We start from the raw sequence: 18531 nt of genomic DNA on the forward strand, positions 1-18531 counted from the left end.
AAGAGAGGTATCCCCATGAGCACCGCCGCACCGGCCGACTGGAAGACCGTCCCCGCCCCGACCGACGCCGCCGGCTGGATCGCCCGCGCCGCCGAGGTCGCCGCCATCCTCGCCTCCGACGCCGCCGCCCGGGACAAGACCGCCGCCACCCCGTACGCCGAGGTCCGGCTGCTGAAGGAGTCCGGCCTGGTCACCCTCCTCGGCCCCGTCGAGCACGGCGGCGGGGGCCAGGACTGGCCCACTGCCTACCGTGTCGTCCGCGAAGTCGCCAAGGCGGACGGTTCCATCGGCCAGCTGCTCGGCTACCACTACCTGTGGAACTGGGCCGCCCGGTTGGTCGGCACCCGCGAGCAGTGGGAGCACGTAGAGGCCGAGGCCGCTCGCAACCAGTGGTTCTTCGGCGGCGCGGTCAACCCGCGCGACGAGGACGTGGTGGTGAGGGACGAGGGCGACACGCTCACCTTCACCGGCCGCAAGTCCTTCTCCACCGGCAGCAAGGTCTCCGACGTCACCGTGCTGGAAGGCGTCCTGGCCGGCACCGACGACCACGTCTTCGCCATCGTCCCGTCCGACAGTGAGGGCGTGACCTTCCACGACGACTGGGACAACATCGGCCAGCGCCTCACCGAGAGCGGCGGCGTCACCCTCGACGCCGTACGGGTCCCCTGGTCGGCCGCGGCGGGCTACGTCGACAAGCGGTTCCAGCCGCGCGTCTACAACACCCTCAACGTGCCCACCATCCAGCTCGTCTTCGTCAACTTCTACCTCGGCATCGCCGCCGGCGCACTGGAGACCGCCGCCACCTACACCCGGACCAAGTCACGGCCCTGGCTGCACGGCGGCCACGAGCACGCCGTCGACGAGCCGTACGTCATCGACATCTACGGCGACCTCACCGCCAAGCTGTGGGCCGTCGAGGCCCTGGCCGACGCCGTGGCCGCCGAGGGGCAGAAGCTGCACGACGACCCGGACGCGGTCACCGAACAGGCCCGGGGCGAGTTCGAGGTCCGGGTGGCCGCAGTGAAGACCCGCGCCACCGACGTGGCCCTGGACATCACCAATCGCATCTTCGAGGTGACCGGTGCGCGTGCCACCGCCTCCGCGGAGGGCCTCGACCGCTTCTGGCGCAACGTCCGCACCCACTCGCTCCACGACCCGGTCGCCTACAAGCGCCGCGAGATCGGCCGGCACGTCCTCACCGGCGAACTGCCGCAGCCCACCTGGTACTCCTGAAAGGTCCTCGCATGGCCACCATCCTCTCCATCTCCGGCAGTCCGTCCGCCACCTCCCGCACCGCCCGACTGCTGCGCCACCTGGACGACCGGCTCACCACGCAGGGGCACGAGGTGATCCCGTTCGACGTCCGGACCCTGCCCGCCGAGGCCCTGCTCGGGGCGGACTTCCGGCACCCGGAGATCATCCGGGCCACCGCCCTGGTCGAGCAGGCCGACGGGGTCGTGGTCGGTACCCCCGTCTACAAGGCCGCCTACTCCGGGCTGCTGAAGTCCCTGCTGGACCTGCTCCCCCAGTACGCGCTGGCCGGCAAGACGGTGCTGCCGCTGGCCACGGGCGGCTCCACCGCCCACGTCCTGGCCATCGACTACGCCCTGCGCCCCGTGCTGAGTTCCATGGGTGCCACGCACATCGTCCCGGGCTGGTTCACCCTCGACAAGGACCTCACCGTGGGCGACGACGGCTCGCTGATCGTCGCGCCGGGCTCGGCCGAGGCGCTGGCCCAGGTCACGGACCAGTTCTCGCTCGCGCTGGGCGGTCGTACGGCACTGCTGGCGGCCACCGGATGAGCGCCCCGGTCGTGATCGGTGGCGACGGCGAGGCCCTCGCCGTCGCCGCCGATCTGGCCGCGGACTTCCGCAAGGACGCCGCGGAGCGGGACGCGGTACGCCGGCTGCCGCACACGGAGCTGGAACGGCTCTCCGCCTCCGGGCTGCTGGCCGTGAGTGTCCCGGCCGAGTTCGGCGGTGCGGACGTCCGCGCGGAGACGCTCGCCGAGGTCTTCCGGCTGCTGGCCGCCGCCGACGCCAGCCTCGCCCAGATCCCGCAGAGCCACTTCGTCTACGTCAACGTGCTGCGCCGGCAGGGGACGCACGAGCAGCAGAAGTTCTTCTTCGGTGAGGTGCTGCGCGGCAAGCGATTCGGCAACGCCCAGTCCGAGGCGGGCACCAAGCACGTGCAGGACATCCGTACCAGGCTCGCGCGACGCCCGGACGGGTCGTACGTCCTCGACGGCGTGAAGCACTACTCCACGGGCGCGCTGTTCGCCCACTGGATCCCCGTCCTCGCCCGTGCCGACGACGACACCCTGCACGTGGCGTACGTACCGCACGACGCGCCCGGCCTCACGGTCGTGGACGACTGGGACGGCATGGGACAGCGCACCACCGCCAGCGGAACCGTCCGCCTGGAGTCGGTGCCCGTCCCCGCCGACCGGGTCGTGCCGCACCACCTCACCTTCCAGGGCCCCCAACTCCACGGGGCGGTCGCCCAGTTGCTGCACGCCGCCATCGACGCGGGCATCGCCTCCGGCGCGCTCGCGGAGGCCGTGGACTTCGTCCGCACGAGGAGCCGGCCGTGGTTCGAGAGCGGGTTCGAGACGGCCGCGGAGGACCCGCTGCTCGTCCAGCGGTTCGGCGAGCTCGACCTCCGGGTCAGGGCGGCGCAGGCACTGCTGCGCGAGGCCGCCCGGACGGTCGACGCCGCCCGGGACGACCTGACCGACGACTCCGCCGCCGAGGCGTCGATCGCGGTCGCCGCGGCCAAGGTGACCGCGGCGGAGGCCGCCGTGGAGGTCGGCAGCGCTCTCTTCGAGGTCGCCGGCACCCGCGCCGCCCTCGACTCCCTGGGCCTGCACCGCCACTGGCGTGACGCCCGCACCCACACCCTGCACGATCCGGCCCGCTGGAAGGTCCAGCACATCGGCCGCTACGTGCTGAACGGCACCCGGCCGCCCCGGCACGGACTGCTGTAGACCGACGCCCCTTCGAACGGAGACCCCCACGTGTCCCTCACCTTCCACTGGTTCCTGCCCACCAACGGCGACAGCCGCCACGTCGTCGGCGGCGGCCACGGCACCCCCGCCACGCAGTCCGGTCGCGACCGGCCGCCGACGGTCGCCTACCTGAGCCAGATCGCCCGCGCCGCCGAGGACCTCGGTTTTGTCGGCGCGCTCACCCCCACCGGTGCCTGGTGTGAGGACGCGTGGCTCACCACCGCGATGGTCAGCCAGAACACCGAGCGACTGAAGTTCCTGGTCGCCTTCCGGCCCGGCTTCGTCTCACCCACGCTCGCCGCGCAGATGGCGTCCACCTTCCAGCGGCAGACCGGCGGACGGCTGCTGCTCAACGTCGTCACGGGCGGCGAAGGTCACGAGCAACGCGCCTACGGCGACTTCCTCGACAAGGACGGCCGTTACCGCCGTACCGGAGAATTCCTGCAGATCGTCCGGGAGTTGTGGCAGGGCAGGACCGTCGACCTGGTCGGCGAGCACCTCCAGGTCGAGGACGCGAAGCTGGCCCGGGTGCCCGACCCGGTCCCCGAGGTGTACTTCGGCGGCTCCTCGCCGATCGCCGGGGAGATCGCCGCCCGGCATGTCGACGTCTACCTCACCTGGGGCGAGCCGCCGGCCGCCGTCGCCGAGAAGATCGCCTGGATCCGGGCGCTGGCCGAGAAGGAGGGCCGCGGCGTCCGCTTCGGCATCCGTCTGCACGTCATCACCCGGGACACGAGCGAGCAGGCGTGGGCGGAGGCCCGGCGGCTGCTGGCCGGCTTCGACACGGAGACCGTACGGGCCGTCCAGGCCGGGCTCGCTCGCAGCGAGTCCGAGGGGCAGCAGCGGATGCTCGCCCTGCACGGCGGCAGCAGCGACGACCTGGAGATCCACCCGAACCTCTGGGCCGGCATCGGGCTGGTACGAGGCGGCGCGGGCACGGCGCTGGTCGGCAGCCACACCGAGGTGGCCGAGCGGATCGCCGAGTACCACCGGCTCGGCATCGACGAGTTCGTGCTCTCCGGGTACCCGCACCTGGAGGAGGCGTACTGGTTCGGCGAGGGCGTCCTGCCGAAACTCGCGGCACAGGGCTTGTGGACCCACCCCTTCCGCACGGCGGCGGATGCGGGGCCCACCGCTCAGGTCCCCTTCGCCGGCGCCGGGAGCCCACGACGCCCCACGTGATCGCTGACGGCTCCGGGGCGGTGACCGGGCCCTGGGACGTCACCGGCACAGCGGTGCCCTCACAGGGCCCGGGCCGCGTAGGCCCTGACGTCCGCGTCCGGGTCCGTCACCGCCGTGGCCAGGGCCGTTCGGGCGTCCTCGGTGGCCCGGTGCAGGGGCAGGGCCGCCGCAGCGGCCCTGCGGAGCCGGCGTTCGACGACGGGAGCGGGTACGGGGCCATGGTGCGGACCTCGTTGGTGACGTGACCGTGTTCGCGCAGGTCTCCGCGAGGCCCGTCAAACGGCCGAGGCCGTGGGGGCACTTCCGGGCGACGACCACCGTGCCGACGCCGGGGAGACGGTCCACGAGGCCCTCGGCGCGGAGGAGGTCGAGGGCTTGACGGACGAAGTTACCCGTGCGTTCCGCACGCCGGAGTGATGACAGCGGTGACTGTGCGAGGCGGTACGCCGCGTGACAGCGTCATGCCCGTCAGCGATCGGTGGGAAGGAGCCGGCGTGAACAAGGGCTATGCCGTGTACTGCGACGCGGACCCGTACTTCTACGACGCTCCGCACCGCACCGTCTCCCCGGCCGGCACCGGGGGTTCCCGGTACGCCGCGGCCTCGTGGCCCGTCCCGCAGGGATGGCAGCGCAACGAGAGCGGGGACTGGCTCGCCCTGCGTCCGGTCGACGCCGAACTGCCCGACCAGGGCTGGAAGATCCACGTCTCCGCCTGTCTCGACAACGCCGAGTCCGTGCTCGAGCGCGTGTGGCGGCACTGCGTCGCCGGCGGCACGGCCTTCAAGTTCGTCCCCAGCCGCTACCTGCTGCACCAGCGCAACGCCAAGTACGCGGACCGGGCGGGCAGCGGCAAGTTCATCACCGTGTACCCGGCGGACGAGGCGCGGTTCGAACGGCTCGCGGGCGAGCTGTCGGAGCTGCTGGCGGGCGAACCCGGACCGTACATCCTGAGCGATCTGCGGCTCGGCGAAGGACCTGTGCACGTCCGGTACGGCGGTTTCACCCGGCGCGACTGCTACGACGCGCAGGGCGAGCTGCGGCCGGCCGTGACAGGGCCCGACGGAGTGCTGGTGCCCGACCTGCGCGGCCCCGTCTTCCGCGTGCCGGACTGGGTGGATCCGCCGGCCTTCCTGCGCCCGCACCTGAAGGCCCGGGACGCGCTGACCGTGGGCGGCCTGCCCTACGCCGTCGAGTCGGCGCTGCACTTCTCCAACGGCGGCGGTGTCTACCTCGCCCGTGACTCCCGCACCGGGGAGCGGGTCGTCCTCAAGGAGGCCCGTCCGCACGCCGGTCTGGCGGCCGACGGCGCGGACGCCGTGACCCGGCTGCACCGCGAACGCCGGGCGCTGGAGCGGCTGTCCGGCCTCGACTGCACACCCGAGGTGCTCGACCACCTGACGGTCGGGGAGCACCACTTCCTGGTCCTTGAGTACATCGACGGCAAGCCGCTCAACACCTTCTTCGCCCGCCGCCACCCGCTCATCGAGGCCGACCCCGGTGAGGAGCGGCTGGCCGAGTACACGGCCTGGGCCCTCGACGTCCACGCGCGGGTGGAACGCGCCGTCGAGGACGTCCACGCCCGGGGCGTGGTCTTCAACGACCTGCACCTGTTCAACATCATGCTCCGCGAGGACGACAGCGTCGTCCTGCTGGACTTCGAGGCGGCGCACCAGGTCGGCGAAGCCGGCCGGCAGACCGTCGCCAACCCGGGGTTCGTGGCGCCGTCCGACCGGCGGGGTGTCGCGGTGGACCGGTACGCGCTGGCCTGTCTGCGGCTCGCGCTGTTCCTCCCGCTCACCAGCCTGCTGGCGCTGGACCGGCGCAAGGCGGCCCATCTCGCCGACGTGGTGGCGGGGCAGTTCCCGGTGGACCGGGCCTTCCTGGACGCGGCGGTCGACGAGATCACGGGCGGCACCACCGCCCCCACCGGCGCCCGGGCGGCGCGCCGGACGGACGGGCCGGTGGTGCCGGTCCGGCCGGACGACTGGCCCCGCAGCCGGGACTCGATGGCCGCCGCCATCCGCGCGTCGGCGACACCGTCCCGCACCGACCGCCTCTTCCCCGGCGACATCGCGCAGTTCGCCACCGCCGGCGGCGGACTGGCCTTCGGCCACGGCGCGGCGGGAGTGCTGTACGCCCTGGCCGGGAGCGGCGCGGGCAGGGACGAGGACGGGGAGGAGTGGCTGCTGGAGCGGACCAAGCAGCCACCGTCCGGCATGCCGCCCGGCTTCCACGACGGGCTCGCCGGCCTCGCCTGGACGCTGGAGCACCTCGGCCACCGCGACCGCGCCCTCGACCTCGCCGAACTGCTCCTCGACCAGCCCTTCGACCACCTGGCCCCGGACCTGCACAGCGGCACCGCCGGACTGGGCCTGGCACTGGACTCGCTGGCCGCGGCCACCGGGGAGACCGCCCTGCACGCGGCGGCCCGGCGCTGCGCCGAGCTGACCGCCCGGGGCGGGCCGGCCGGGGACGGGAACACCGGCCGGGGCCGCGCGGGACTGCTGTACGGAGCCGCGGGACGCGCCCTGCTCTTCCTGCGGCTGTACGAACGCGACCGGGACCCCGCCCTGCTCGACCTCGCGCGGGACGCCCTGCGCCGGGACCTCGCCCGCTGCGTCCGCGGCGCGGGCGGCGCCCTGCAGGTGGACGAGGGCTGGCGCACCATGCCCTACCTGGGCGCGGGCAGCGTGGGCATCGGCATGGTGCTCGACGACTACCTGGCGCACCGGGAGGACGAGGAGTTCGCGCGGGCGAGAGGCGAGATCGTGGCCGCGGCGCAGGCCATGTTCTACGCCCAGCCGGGCCTGTACCGGGGTGTGGCCGGGATGGTGCTGTACCTCGGCCGCACGACGGCCGAGGTGCCCGGCACCGGTCCGGAGGCCGTCCGGCGCCAGCTCGACGCGCTGTCCTGGCACGCCATGGCCTACCGCGACCGGCTCGCCTTCCCCGGTGAGCAGATGATGCGCCTGTCCATGGACCTGTCCACGGGCACGGCGGGGTGCCTGCTGGCCGTCGCCTCCGTCCACGGCGTCCCGTCCGCCGGGCTGCCGTTCCTTCCGCCGCCGCGCACGCAGGCGGCCCCATGACTCGGCCCCACCCGGGGTCGTGATGCAAGAGAATCCGTTGTCCTACGAAAGGAAGATGTCATGAACCTGCTCGACCTGCAGTCGATGGAGACCCCCAAGGAAGAGGCCATGGGCGACGTCGAGACCGGCAGCCGCGCGAGCCTGCTGCTCTGCGGCGACAGCAGCCTGAGCGTCACCACCTGTAACTGACGCGGGTGTCGACCGCCGCGGTGACGCGGTGAGTCACGTCGCTCGGTTCCGGCGCCCCGGGTTCTCACCCGGGGCGCCGGTGCCCGCTTCGGCGGACACCGGCCACCCGGCACGCCGGGGCGGCCGGTGTCCGGTCACGGTGGACGGACGGAAGGAGACCGGCTGGTGCCGACGACCGGGTTCCGGGCGCGGCGGACGGGCAGGACGCGGGACGGAGCCGGCGGCACGGTGCCGGGGCGCGCGCCCGAGGTACTGGTCCTGCTGTGCTCGGTGGGAGCGGCCGCGGCGACGGTGGCCCAGCCCTTCGCCCTCGGCCGCACACTGGATCTGCTCCTGCGCGACGGCACCGGCGGAGCCGACGGCGCCGCGGGACGCTGGCTGGCGCTGAGTGCCGCGCTGCTCGTCGGCGAACTGCTGCTCGACAGCCTCACCTCCCTGTTCACCGGCCGCTGCAACGCCGTGTGGACGGCATCCGTCCGCTCCCGCGCCTTCGACGGTCTGCTGCGCGCCGTACCGGACCGCGCGCGGCCCTTCACCCCGGGGGACGTCGGGACCCGCCTGACCCTCAACGCCGCCGACGCGGGCGGCGCCCCGGCCGCCCGGGCGGCGCTGGCGGCCTCGATGGTCACGCCGGTGGGCGCGCTCGCGGCGCTGGCCGTCGTCGACGTGTGGGTGGCGGCCTGCGTACTGGCCGGCCTGCCCGCCCTGGCGCTGGTGCTGCGGACCTTCGCCCGCGACACCGGTGCCTCGGTGGCCGCCTACCAGAACGCGCAGTCACAGCTCGCGTCCCGGCTGCTGGAGGCCCTGGAGGGCGCGGCGACGATCGCCGCCGCGGGGACCGGAGCCCGTGAACGGGCGCGCGTGCTCGAGCCGTTGACGCAACTCGACGCCCTGGGCCGGCGCATGTGGGCGCTGCACGGACGGGCCCTGGGCCGGAGCGGTGTCCTGGTACCCCTGCTCACCCTGGCCGCCACGGCCGTCGGCGGCCTGCGCCTCGCGTCGGGCGCCCTGAGCGTGGGCGAGCTGCTCGCCGTGTGCCGGTACGCGCAGCTGACGGCCGGCGTCGGCGGCGCCGCGTCACTGCTGGGCGCGGTGGTGCGGGGCCGCGAGGCGCGGAACCGGACCCTGGCGCTGGCACGCATGCCCGCGCTGGACCACGGGACGCGACGTCTTCCCCCGGCCGGGCCGGGCGATCTCGAACTGCGCGGTGTGCGGGTGGTGCGCGACGGCAGGCAGGTCCTGCGCGTCGACGGTGTGCGGGTGCCGGGCGGCACCACCGCCGCGGTGGTCGGCCGCAGCGGAGCGGGGAAGTCCGTCCTGGCCGCCGTGGCGGGGCGGCTGATCGACCCCGACGAGGGACATGTGCTGCTGGACGGCGTCCGCCTCGACCGGCTGACCCGGGAGGCGCTGCGCACCGAGGTCGCCTACGCCTTCGAGCGCCCGGCGCCGGCCGAGGGCACGGTCGCCGAAGCGGTCGCCGCCGGCCCCCGGCGGGTGTCGCCCGAGCAGGTCAGGGAGGCCTGCCGTGCCGCGGGCGCCGACGGCTTCGTCCGCCGGCTGCCGAGCGGTTACGACACCCCGCTGTCCGCGGCGCCGCTCTCGGGCGGCGAGTACCAGCGCCTCGGGCTCGCCCGGGCGTTCGCGCACGCCGGACGGCTGCTGATCATGGACGACGCGACGTCCAGTCTGGACACCGCCACGGAGCACGAGGTGGACCGGGCGCTGCGCCACTCGGTGCGGCCCGGAACCAGGCTGGTGGTCGCGCACCGCCCGTCGGTGGCGGCCCGGGCGGATCTGGTGATCTGGCTGGAGGACGGGGGAGTGCGGGCCGTCGCGCCCCATCGCGAACTGTGGGACGTGGCCGACTACCGGGCGGTCTTCGGCGCCGGGGACACCGGGACCGCGGCACCGGGGGCGAGCACCACGCGCCGGCCCCGGCCCGAGGAGGCGCGGTCGTGACGCGCGCCGCGGACGCGGGCGCGCGGGGCACGGGCGACGGGTCCGGGGCGCTGCGCCGCGTCGCGCCGCCCGCCCGCCGTTTCCTCGCCCGCCGCACAGGGGTGCTGGCGCGGCTCGCGCTCTGGTCGCTGGCCGAGACCGGGCAGGCGTTCCTCGTGGGCTACGGCGTCGCCCGCGCCGTCGACCGGGGGTTCCTCGCCGGTGACGCGCCCCGGGGGCTGCTGTGGCTCGCGATCGCGCTGGTCGCCGTACTGTTCGGTGCCCCGGTGATCCGGGGCGTCTTCGCCCAGCTGGCCGGATTGACGGAGCCGCTGCGCGACGGCCTGGTGCGGCGTGCGGTCGACCGGTCCCTCGCCCGGTCCGTCCCGGGTGGGGCCGGCGGGACGGACCGGGCGGCCGTCTCCCGGCTGACGAATCAGGTCGAGATCGCCCGGGACAGCTTCGCCGGTCTCGTCCTGACGCTGCGTTCCTTCGTCTTCACCGCCGCCGGAGCGCTGCTGGGGCTGCTGTCGCTGCACCCCGCCCTCCTCGTGGTGGTGCTGCCACCGCTGGCGGCCGGCCTGGCGCTGTTCCTGGCGACGCTGCGGCCCATGGCGGCGGCTCAGCGACGCGCTCTGGCGGCCGACGAGGCGCTGGGCGACCACGCGGCCCGGTCACGGGCGGCGCTGCGGGACCTGACGGCCTGCGGAACCGGGCCCGGGGCGGCACGGCGCGGCGCGGAGCTGGTCGACGGGGCCGCCGCGGCGGCCCGTGTCCTGGCCGGCTGGGCGGCGGTGCGCACGGCGGCGCTCGGTGTCGCGGGTCAGCTGCCCGTCCTCGCGCTTCTGCTGGCGGTGCCGTGGTTGCGCGGACGAGGGGTGACGGCGGGCGCACTGCTGGGCGCCTTCACCTATCTCGTCCAGTCGCTGCTGCCCGCCCTGCACACGCTGATGACCGCGCTCGGTGCGGCGGGGGCCCGGCTGCTGGTCGTCCTCGACCGGATCATCGGCCCGGAGCCGGAGCCGGAGCCGGAGCCGGAGCCGACGGGGTCGGGGGCGGGGGCGCCGACGGTCGGGCACCACGCGCGGCCGAAGCCCGCGCACCCGGCCGCGTGCCGTCCGGCCGTCGGCCCCGCTGACGCCGGCGCCCGGCCACCGGCTCACGGGGGACGTCCGGCGCCCGGCGGACCGACCGCGGCGGTGGAGCTGCGGTCCGTGACCCTGTCCTACGGCGCCCGCGCGGAACCGGTCCTCGACTCGCTCGACCTGCGCGTCGCCCCGGGCGAGCACCTCGCGGTCGTCGGACCGAGCGGCATCGGCAAGTCGACGCTCACCCGCCTGGTCGCGGGGACACTCGCGCCGAGCGGCGGCGAGGTACGGGTGGCCGGCCGGGAGGTGACCGGGCGCGACCCCGCCGAACTCGCCGCGCTGCGCGTGCTGGTGCCCCAGGAGGCCTACGTCTTCTCCGGGACCGTGGCTGACAACCTCGCGTATCTGCGTCCGGACGCGGAGCGCGCGGACCTCGACGCCGCCGTCGGGGTCCTCGGTCTGTGGCCGCTGGTCGAACGCCTGGGCGGGCTCGACGCACCGGTGCGGCCCGCCGACCTGTCCCCGGGCGAACGGCAGCTCGTCGCGCTCGCCCGCGCCTGTCTGTCCCCCGCGTCCCTGCTGCTGCTCGACGAGGCCACCTGCCACCTCGACCCGGCGTCCGAGGCGCGCGCGGAGGAGGCCCTCGCGCGGCGCCCGGGAACGCTGCTGGTGGTGGCGCACCGCTTGTCGTCGGCCGTCCGCGCCGACCGGGTGCTGGTGCTGGACGGGACGGAGGCGGTGTGCGGCACGCACGAGGAGGTGCTGGAACGCTCACCGCTCTACCGCGACCTGACGGGCCACTGGAACGGCGGCCCGGCCCGGGAGCCCTGACCGCGGCCGGCCGCCCCGGGCGGGCTACGGGGTCACCGCACGGCCCGTCACGTCCATCCTGCGCTCTGGACGATGCGTATCGCGTCGACCCGGTTACGGGCGCCCACCTTCCGGATCGCCGTGGCCATGTAGTTGCGGACGGTTCCCCGGGACAGGTGCAGACGGGCCGCGATCTCGGCCATCGGCGTCCCCTGGGAGGCGAGGGACAGCACGCTCAGCTCGCGGGTGGTCAGCGGCATCTCCGCGCCCTCCAGCAGGGCGACCGTGAGCGTCTGGTCGAGGAAACGTTCCCCCTTGGCGACCGTGTGCACCGCCGCGATCAGCCGGTCCGCCGGGGCGTTCTTGTCGACCAGCCCGAGAGCACCGCCGTCGAACGCCCGGCGGAGGATCCCCGGCCGCTTGGCGGTCGCCAGGACGACGAGCCGGTCCCCGCACCGCGCGCGGAAGGGCGCGTCGTGCGCCTGCCCCGGCCCCCGCAGGCAGTCACCGTCCACGACCCACACGTCCGTCGGCACCGCCTCGTGATCCGGCAGATCGGCGCCGGGTGACAGGGACGAGACCTCCAGCGCGACATCGGATCTGAGCAGTTGCACCAGTGCCGATCGCAGCAGTTCCTCGTCGTGCACCACGACAGTACGGACCATCTCCCCCACCTCTTGTCAGCGGCTGCGCCTGCGGCAGCCGACCACACCCCTCCCGCGCCACGAGCCGTGTGCCCTGATCCGCCCCGGACCAACACGACACGTACGCACGTGCGAACCGCACCGGACGTAATCCGCCGTTCCCAGTGCCCCTCGAGGAGGGGAACGGCCCTGTCCGCCCGGCCGAAAACGACGGAGCCACACGCCCTCCGGCGGACGGTGTCCGCCCCGCGGAACACGGCAGCCGGCCGTCACGCCCACGCCGGCGGCCCCGTTGCCCTGGTTACGACGGCACATCGCCGGCCGGAGCGGCCGTACCCCCCGCCGGACGAGGGGAACCGGGCAGCGAGTTCGCCCGTCCGGGGTTCGGCCGGAAACAGCCATCGTCCAATCTGGCGTGAATTCCACCGCCCACCCGGACGGACCGCGCTGCCCGGGACCTCCCCGCCGACCCGGCCCGCGGCGAGCGCCGATGGACTGTCGGTGGGTGCCTCTAGTCTTTCGACCGTCGTCACAGCGAGGCACGCCGATCAGGCCGTCGCCGGACGAGCTGTGCCGGATTCCGAGTGGTGGGAGAGGCGAGTAACCCATGGGCTGGCTGGCAGCGGGCGACACGTACGAAGTCGCTCTGGTGGAGGGCAGGGTGGTGGCGCGGTCCGCGTCGGGACCGTCCCCGGCGGAGCAGGCGAGAACTCTGCCGGAGGAGATACGGGACCGCCCCGAAGTACGGGAACTCCAGCGGTTCGCCGAGTGGCTGGAGTGGCACGCGGCCGAGTGCGCGGCACAGGTCGACACCTGGATGGTGTCCTCGCTGCCGGTGCCGACCGGGCTGCTGGCCCGGCTCTGGCCCGACGAGGCGTGGCGGTCCGCGCTGCGTGACATCGTCGTCGTCGGTGACGGCCCCGACGAGACCGGCTTCCTGCGCGACGCGGACGACTCGGGCGGACTGCGGGTGGTCACCCTCGACGGCGAGACCGTCCGCCTGGCCTCCCGCACGGTGACCATGCCCCACCCCGTCCTCCTCCCGGACCTGGAGGAACTCCGCACGTTCGCCGCCGAGTTGGGCGTGACACAGGGCGTCGAGCAGATCCACCGAGCCACCTGGCACAAGCCCGCCGGCATCGACGGGCCCGCCCACTCGGTACGCGAGTTCGCCGGCGCCGAGTACCGCTCGTGGTTCCACCTCTCCTCCCGTATCACGTCCCTCGGTTACAAGGTCTCCGGCAACAGTGCCGTCGACCGGATCCTGGACGGCGGGCGCGTCGTCACCGCCTCGGTCGGCATGAGCGACCCCTACACCGAGGAGAAGGCCTGGACCGGCAGCCTCAGCTGGAGCGACGAGGACGGCCACCGGAGCCTGCCGCTGTCCGAGGTCGGCCCCGTGGCCTGGTCCGAGGGCATGCGCATGGCCGCGGCCCTGCACGCGGGCCGCACCGTGACCGAGGACGGCGCCGCGTGAACGACACGACGGCAGCGCACACCCAGGAAAGGCACGCGCTCATGAACGACCCGACGACACGGAACGGCGCGCCGGCGGACCCGGAGGAACTCCTGCGTGCCGGTGCGGTACTGCCGCCGGGCACCAGCGGGGCGGGCGACCGGGCCGTGCCCATGTACACCCAGGCCTACCGCCATCCGGGCCTGGACGGCAGGATCGTCGTACGCCTCACCACCGAGGAGCAGACCGAGGGCCCGCGCACCGGTTTCCTCGGCCTCGAACCCGAGGGCGAGCCGGTGGAGGTCGGTCTCGGCCGGCCCCGCGCCCTGGGCTTCCCCGACTGGGTGCTGGTCCACCGTCCCTCGGACGGTCACCTCGCCATGTCCTTGGTCGAGGAGATGAACAAGGTGGCGCGGAAGGCGAGATCGAGCCCGAAGCGGGCCCGTGCCGCCTATGAGTCGATCGGCGAACGGCTCGCCGGCTCCGTACCGCACTTCCTGCCGACCTTCTACGAGCAGGCGGGCCGGGTGTTCCTGGCCGCCGAGGAGACGGCGTACGCGTCCCAGATGTTCGTCAACGCGCGCAAGGCCGAGACGGCCCACGGGCTGCCGTTCGACGAGGCGCGCATGGACGCGGTGTTCCTCGAGTTCGCCCTGGCCGGTGCCGTGCCGACGAAGATCCTCTCCAGTTACGCCAAGGGCCTGTCGTCCCGCGTACCGGCCGCGACGGCCTTCCGGCACCTGCGCGGGCTCTTCGTCCGGCTCGCCGCGCACGGCGTGCCGCCGTCGAGTCCGGGCGCGGCCGACCTGCGCCGGCTGACGAAGTCGGTCGCGGGCAGGAACGCGCTCGCCGAGGAGATGGCCTACCTCCGCGAAATGCTGCCGCTGCCCGGCACGGTCAAGGCACCGCCCGGCTGGTGGAAGGCCCACCGGGCCGCCCTGCTGGAACTGGCCCGGCGGGAGCCCGCCGTCCGCGGCACGCTGCTGGGGCTGCTGCCCGCGGAGTGGGAGCGGGAGGAACTGCCCCAGTGGCTCGACCTGCTGGAGAAGGCCGGAGCCACCGCCGGGTTGTGCGACGCCGCACTGCCCGCCGAGGTGCGTTCCCCCGACGGCACGGCCGGATGGGTGCGCAGGTTCCTGGCCCTGTGCGACACCGACAGGAAACACGCCGCGCCGCCGGAACTGTATCCGCTGGTCGACCGCATGGCCGACGTGCTGCGTGCCGAACTCCGGGACCGCGGGGACGCCTTGCGGCCCCCCGGCGGCGACGTGAACCTGCTCGACCAGCTTCTGGCCCTGGACATACCGGTGGCGGATCCCGGCGACGGCCGGTGGCTCAACCTGCACGTCTGGGCGGCCTGCGAGCACCGGCGAGATCTCCTCGCGCTGGCGGCCGACACCCGCTTCCATCCGGCGTTCCGGCACAGCTGCCCCGACTCGAACTTCGGCGACAGCGAGCGGACCGTCGTCAACCTGGCCAGGTCACCCGGCGGACGACCGATGCTCGCCACCTGGGTGGCGGAGGTCAGCCGGAAGTACCTCACCAGCGAACTGCCCGCGTTCACCGGCTACTCCGGCACCCTGCGCACCCTGTCCTGGCTGCCGGGGGAGGTGCTGGCCGTCGCCGCCGACGAGGTACGGGAAGCCCTGGCCACCGGCATCGCGCCCGCGCTGGCCCGCACCCTGCGCACCGGCGTCCTCGACGAACTGGGCTGGCCCGCCTGGGACGAGGCCCTGCGGGCCGCCGCGTCGCGGGAGAAGGACCGGGGCATCAGGGTCGTCGACGGCTGGCCGTACCTCATCGTCCTGTCCGGCGGAGAGGCCCGGGTGATCGGGGCGGAGGGCACGGTCCTCGCACATGAGCCCAACCTCCCGGACCCTTCGGACCTGTTCGGGTCGTTCACCTGCCAGTACGTCGACGGCGGGCTGTTCGTCTGGTGGCGGCTGTCTTCCGCAGCCAACCTCCCCTACACCTGGCAGGGGTACTGGCACGGCACCACCGACTCGCCGCGCACGGCGGTCGAGGGCGACGTCCACGCCTGGTGGCCCTGCGAGGTGGACGGGAGCGGAGGAGTCAACGGGGGCATGGCCCCCGCGTCCCTGCCCCTCCCCGGAGGCGGCCGGACCACCGGACGCGGGGTGCTGCGCCGAGGAGACGCCTTCGTGCCGGGGACGCGGCATGTGATCGGTGACGGCACGTCGTACTGGGTGTGGGCCAGGAAGGACGGGGAGGACGGGCGGTACACCTGGCACGCGTACGACCCGGTCGGCGACACGCTGGGCGAGCCCGGCGCACCGGAGTGGATCGACGGGGCCCTGCACACCGCTCCGGAGGGCAGCACCCTGGGGAATGCCTGGCTGCTGCCCGCCCCCTCCGCCGTACCGGGGCCGGTGTGCGCTCCGGTGGACGGGGTGCTCGGCTGGCGCGTGGTGACCCTCCCCGACGGCTCGCGGCGGGGCGAGGACCTGGCCGGACGCTCGGTCGTCGTGCCACCCGGAGCGGACGGGGAACCGCGGCACGCGCTGGTGTTCCCCGGCACCGACCGGCCGGTGGCCGTGATCCACAAGTCGGGTACGGTCCGGCTGCTCGACACCGACGGCACGCTGGTCGCCGAGAGCGGGTACGGCTACCGGTCCGGCCCCTTCACCGCGGGTACGGCCCTGCTTCCGCACCTGCGCTACTGGCACTTCCTCCAGCCGCGCGATCCGCAGGGGTCCGCCGCGCTCCGCCAGATCGGCGAGGACACCGCGCAGGCGCTTCTGACGGGGGCCGTGGCGGCGCTGGAAGCCGAGCAGGACGACGAGCGGGGGAAGGAGCGGGCGGAGAAGGACGGCCGGGACGTGGTGGACGGCCTGGTCCGCACACTCCTGCCGCAGGTCGGCCACGAGGCGCTGCGCGCGGGCATCACCGGGGTGGTGCGGTTCGCCGCCGAGCAGCAGCGCGTCCTGGACGCGGCGCGCGCCCGGCTCGACCTGGAGACCGAGGGCGCCACCCCGGAGGAGCCGCGCCCCGCGCTCGGCGACCGCCTGCTCGCCTCGGCGCTGAACGGCGTCGGCCTGACCGAGCGCGACAAGCGCATGTACTACGACTTCGACCACGGCATCTTCAAGCTCCCGCACCTGCTCGCCCGGTCGGTGCAGGGTCAGGGCGAACCGTCCCCCGCCGGCCGCGTACACCTGTCCATGGCCAAGCAGGAGTCGGTGGAGCACCTGAATGCCCTGGCCCTGCCCGAACTGCCCGCCGTACTGGCCCTGCGGGCCGCTTCGGAGGCCACCGTGGAGGAGCACCGGCAGGCCTTGGAAGTCTTCCTCACGGAACTGGACGCGCAGGAGCTGACGGAGCTGGATCCCGGCCACTGGCGTCGTGTCCGAGTGATGCTGGACCACAGCCTGTTCCAGGGGCCCGAGGCTGTGCAGGGTTACACGAAGGGGGCCGTGCTCGACCTGGGCGGCGGCGCGTTCCTCGTCTTCGCCGGCGAGTGGTACAGGTTCGTCCGGGAGTACGACCCGGCCCATACCGGCGGAAGGCACTACGGCGCGGTCTACCACGATCCGTCCGGCCGGTTCGAGACGCCCGCCCCCTACACCCTGGTGTCCGACGAACCCTTCGTCCCGGAGCCGACCAGGGCACCCGGCTGGGTCGCCGCCTTCCGGGCCGAGCTCGCCGAACGCGGCCCGGCACCCTGGCGCCCCGCGGCCGCCGAGGAGTTCGCCCGGCTCACGGGCCTCACCCCGACCACGGCCCGGCTGGTACTCGCCGGCATGCCGCAGATCGACGACAAGCGCGAGGCGGTACCCTCCGCGACCCTGAAGGTGATCGGCGTGAAGGCGGCCGACGCCCGCGTCGCCAAGGACGAGCTGAGGTCCCTCGACATCGGCGCACTGCGGGCCGTCGTGGCGGCGCTGCTGCCCACCGAGCCGTCCCGGCTGTGGACGGACGGCCCCGACGTGGCCGCGGCGGCCGAGGTCTGGAACGAGCGGCTGGGCCGGCGCGCTCCCGTCCCCGAGGAGGTGCTGCACGACGCCGCCCGCACCGTGGAGCCACGGGGATGGGCACCGGGCGAGGCACTGCGCGGCTTCCTCGACGTGAGCGCCGAACCACGGCTGAGCCGGGACCTGACCTGGACGGCGGGCCGCTACCGTCCCGAACCCACCGAAGACACGGCCGGCTTCGACGAGCATGCCCTGAAGGCAGCGGTGCCCCTGGCCGCGTGGCTGGCCCACCGCCTCCCGTCCGGCGACCCGATCCGTGCCGTCCTGCCCGGCGTGCTGACCGCGATACGCGGCCGGCTGGCCCACCCGGGACTGCTGCTCGCACTCGGCGGGGAAATCGACCTGGAGGCGTACCGCCTGGCCGCCGGCGACCCCACGGAGACCGGTGACGGCTTCGAACGCTACGGCGCGGTCGTGCTGGGCGTCGCGAGCTCCACGCCCTACGTCGCCCTCCGGACCGCCCTGCTCGACCCGGCCGGGAACGACCCCCACCTGGCGGCGCTGTTCCCCGGCCGACGGCCGACCGCCGTCGAGAGGGCCCTGCGCCTGGTCCACGACCGGTCCTTCGCCGAACTGCTCGCCGACCCCGGGAACCCGGTGGCGGGCGAGCGCGACGCGGACGGGCTGTGGTGGCCGCAGGACCCGGCCCGGTCCGTGCCCGACCTGGTCGGCGAGGTGGCCGAGCGGTACGGCATCGGAGAGGACGCCGCCGCCCTCTACCTGATGCTGCTCGCGATGCCGGACCCCACCGACCGCAACACCGCGCGCTGGACCGGCTGGGGCACGCAGCGCGGCGGAACGGCCCGGCTCCGCGCCGCCCGCGCCGAACTCGCGGCCACCGGCCTCGTGGTCGAGGGCAACCGCTCCAAGGCCGGACGTTCGCTGTTCCTGCCCGGCGGCTGGACCCAGCTCGCCAACCCGCACCTGCCGCTGGAGCGGTGGAAGCTGCCGATGTACGACCTGCTCGACGGTGAGAGCCCCGTACTGGGCGTCGTCGTACCCACCCGGCCCGTCGCCGGCCTCTACCGCGAGGCCTGGCGGCGGGTCCAGGACGGGGACGGGCCGCAGCTGGAGGAACTGGAGGTGCCGCGACCGCGCAAGCGCCGTCGCTGAGTTCCGCACGAAGGGGGACGGCC

Annotated in this window: 11 protein-coding genes and 1 pseudogene; 10 read left to right on the forward strand and 2 right to left on the reverse strand. The window is 74.4% G+C overall.

All coding sequences use genetic code 11. The features are described from left to right. The first annotated feature begins 15 nt into the window (after window positions 1-15). From AB0A94_RS31410 to AB0A94_RS31425, 4 genes are read left to right on the forward strand one after another with little or no spacing between them, the layout of a single operon-like run. Window positions 16-1233, forward strand: coding sequence for an acyl-CoA dehydrogenase family protein (locus AB0A94_RS31410; RefSeq protein ID WP_361749361.1), 1218 nt, complete (start codon window positions 16-18; stop codon window positions 1231-1233). 11 nt (window positions 1234-1244) lie between these two features. Beyond that, the gene (ssuE, locus tag AB0A94_RS31415) at window positions 1245-1802 is read left to right on the forward strand and encodes an NADPH-dependent FMN reductase (RefSeq protein WP_361749362.1); all 558 of its coding nucleotides are present in this window, start codon (window positions 1245-1247) and stop codon (window positions 1800-1802) included. Further along, entirely contained in the window at window positions 1799-2986 is a 1188-nt protein-coding gene (locus AB0A94_RS31420; RefSeq protein WP_361749363.1) for an SfnB family sulfur acquisition oxidoreductase, read from the forward strand. Before ssuE ends, AB0A94_RS31420 begins: the two co-directional genes overlap by 4 nt. A 30-nt stretch (window positions 2987-3016) precedes the next feature. Then, window positions 3017-4189, forward strand: a complete 1173-nt coding sequence (locus AB0A94_RS31425; protein WP_361749364.1) for an LLM class flavin-dependent oxidoreductase — start codon at window positions 3017-3019, stop codon at window positions 4187-4189. A 188-nt stretch (window positions 4190-4377) separates the two neighbouring features. Here AB0A94_RS31425 and AB0A94_RS31430 read toward each other — a convergent pair. Continuing rightward, window positions 4378-4621, reverse strand: a pseudogene (locus AB0A94_RS31430) (GntR family transcriptional regulator); the annotation flags it as partial. Window positions 4622-4683: 62 nt separating this feature from the next. Between AB0A94_RS31430 and lanKC the strand changes: the two are divergent. The 4 genes from lanKC (at window position 4684) to AB0A94_RS31450 (ending at window position 11324) form a co-directional block, all read left to right on the forward strand. Continuing rightward, complete coding sequence (gene lanKC, locus AB0A94_RS31435) at window positions 4684-7278, forward strand: class III lanthionine synthetase LanKC (RefSeq protein WP_361749366.1); 2595 nt, start codon at window positions 4684-4686, stop codon at window positions 7276-7278. A 60-nt stretch (window positions 7279-7338) separates the two neighbouring features. Next, window positions 7339-7467: a SapB/AmfS family lanthipeptide gene (locus AB0A94_RS31440; RefSeq protein ID WP_030855946.1), complete on the forward strand. Its 129-nt coding sequence runs from the start codon at window positions 7339-7341 to the stop codon at window positions 7465-7467. A 165-nt stretch (window positions 7468-7632) separates the two neighbouring features. Further along, window positions 7633-9426, forward strand: coding sequence for an ABC transporter ATP-binding protein (locus tag AB0A94_RS31445; protein ID WP_361749368.1), 1794 nt, complete (start codon window positions 7633-7635; stop codon window positions 9424-9426). Next, a complete protein-coding gene (locus AB0A94_RS31450; protein ID WP_361749370.1) occupies window positions 9423-11324 on the forward strand; it encodes an ABC transporter ATP-binding protein in 1902 nt (633 codons plus the stop codon). Before AB0A94_RS31445 ends, AB0A94_RS31450 begins: the two co-directional genes overlap by 4 nt. A 47-nt stretch (window positions 11325-11371) precedes the next feature. Here the strand turns inward: AB0A94_RS31450 and AB0A94_RS31455 are convergent, their stop codons facing one another. Further along, complete coding sequence (locus tag AB0A94_RS31455) at window positions 11372-11968, reverse strand: response regulator transcription factor (protein WP_361749372.1); 597 nt, start codon at window positions 11966-11968, stop codon at window positions 11372-11374. Window positions 11969-12554: 586 nt separating this feature from the next. Between AB0A94_RS31455 and AB0A94_RS31460 the strand changes: the two genes are divergently transcribed. Then, window positions 12555-13424 carry a DUF4132 domain-containing protein gene (locus AB0A94_RS31460; protein ID WP_361749374.1) on the forward strand — a complete coding sequence of 290 codons (870 nt, stop codon included), beginning with the start codon at window positions 12555-12557 and terminating at the stop codon, window positions 13422-13424. A gap of 41 nt (window positions 13425-13465) precedes the next feature. Further along, the gene (locus AB0A94_RS31465; RefSeq protein ID WP_361749429.1) at window positions 13466-18508 is read left to right on the forward strand and encodes a DNA-binding protein; all 5043 of its coding nucleotides are present in this window, start codon (window positions 13466-13468) and stop codon (window positions 18506-18508) included. Window positions 18509-18531: the final 23 nt, after the last annotated feature.

Source organism: Streptomyces sp. NPDC044984, assembly GCF_040646935.1.
Taxonomy (GTDB): domain Bacteria; phylum Actinomycetota; class Actinomycetes; order Streptomycetales; family Streptomycetaceae; genus Streptomyces.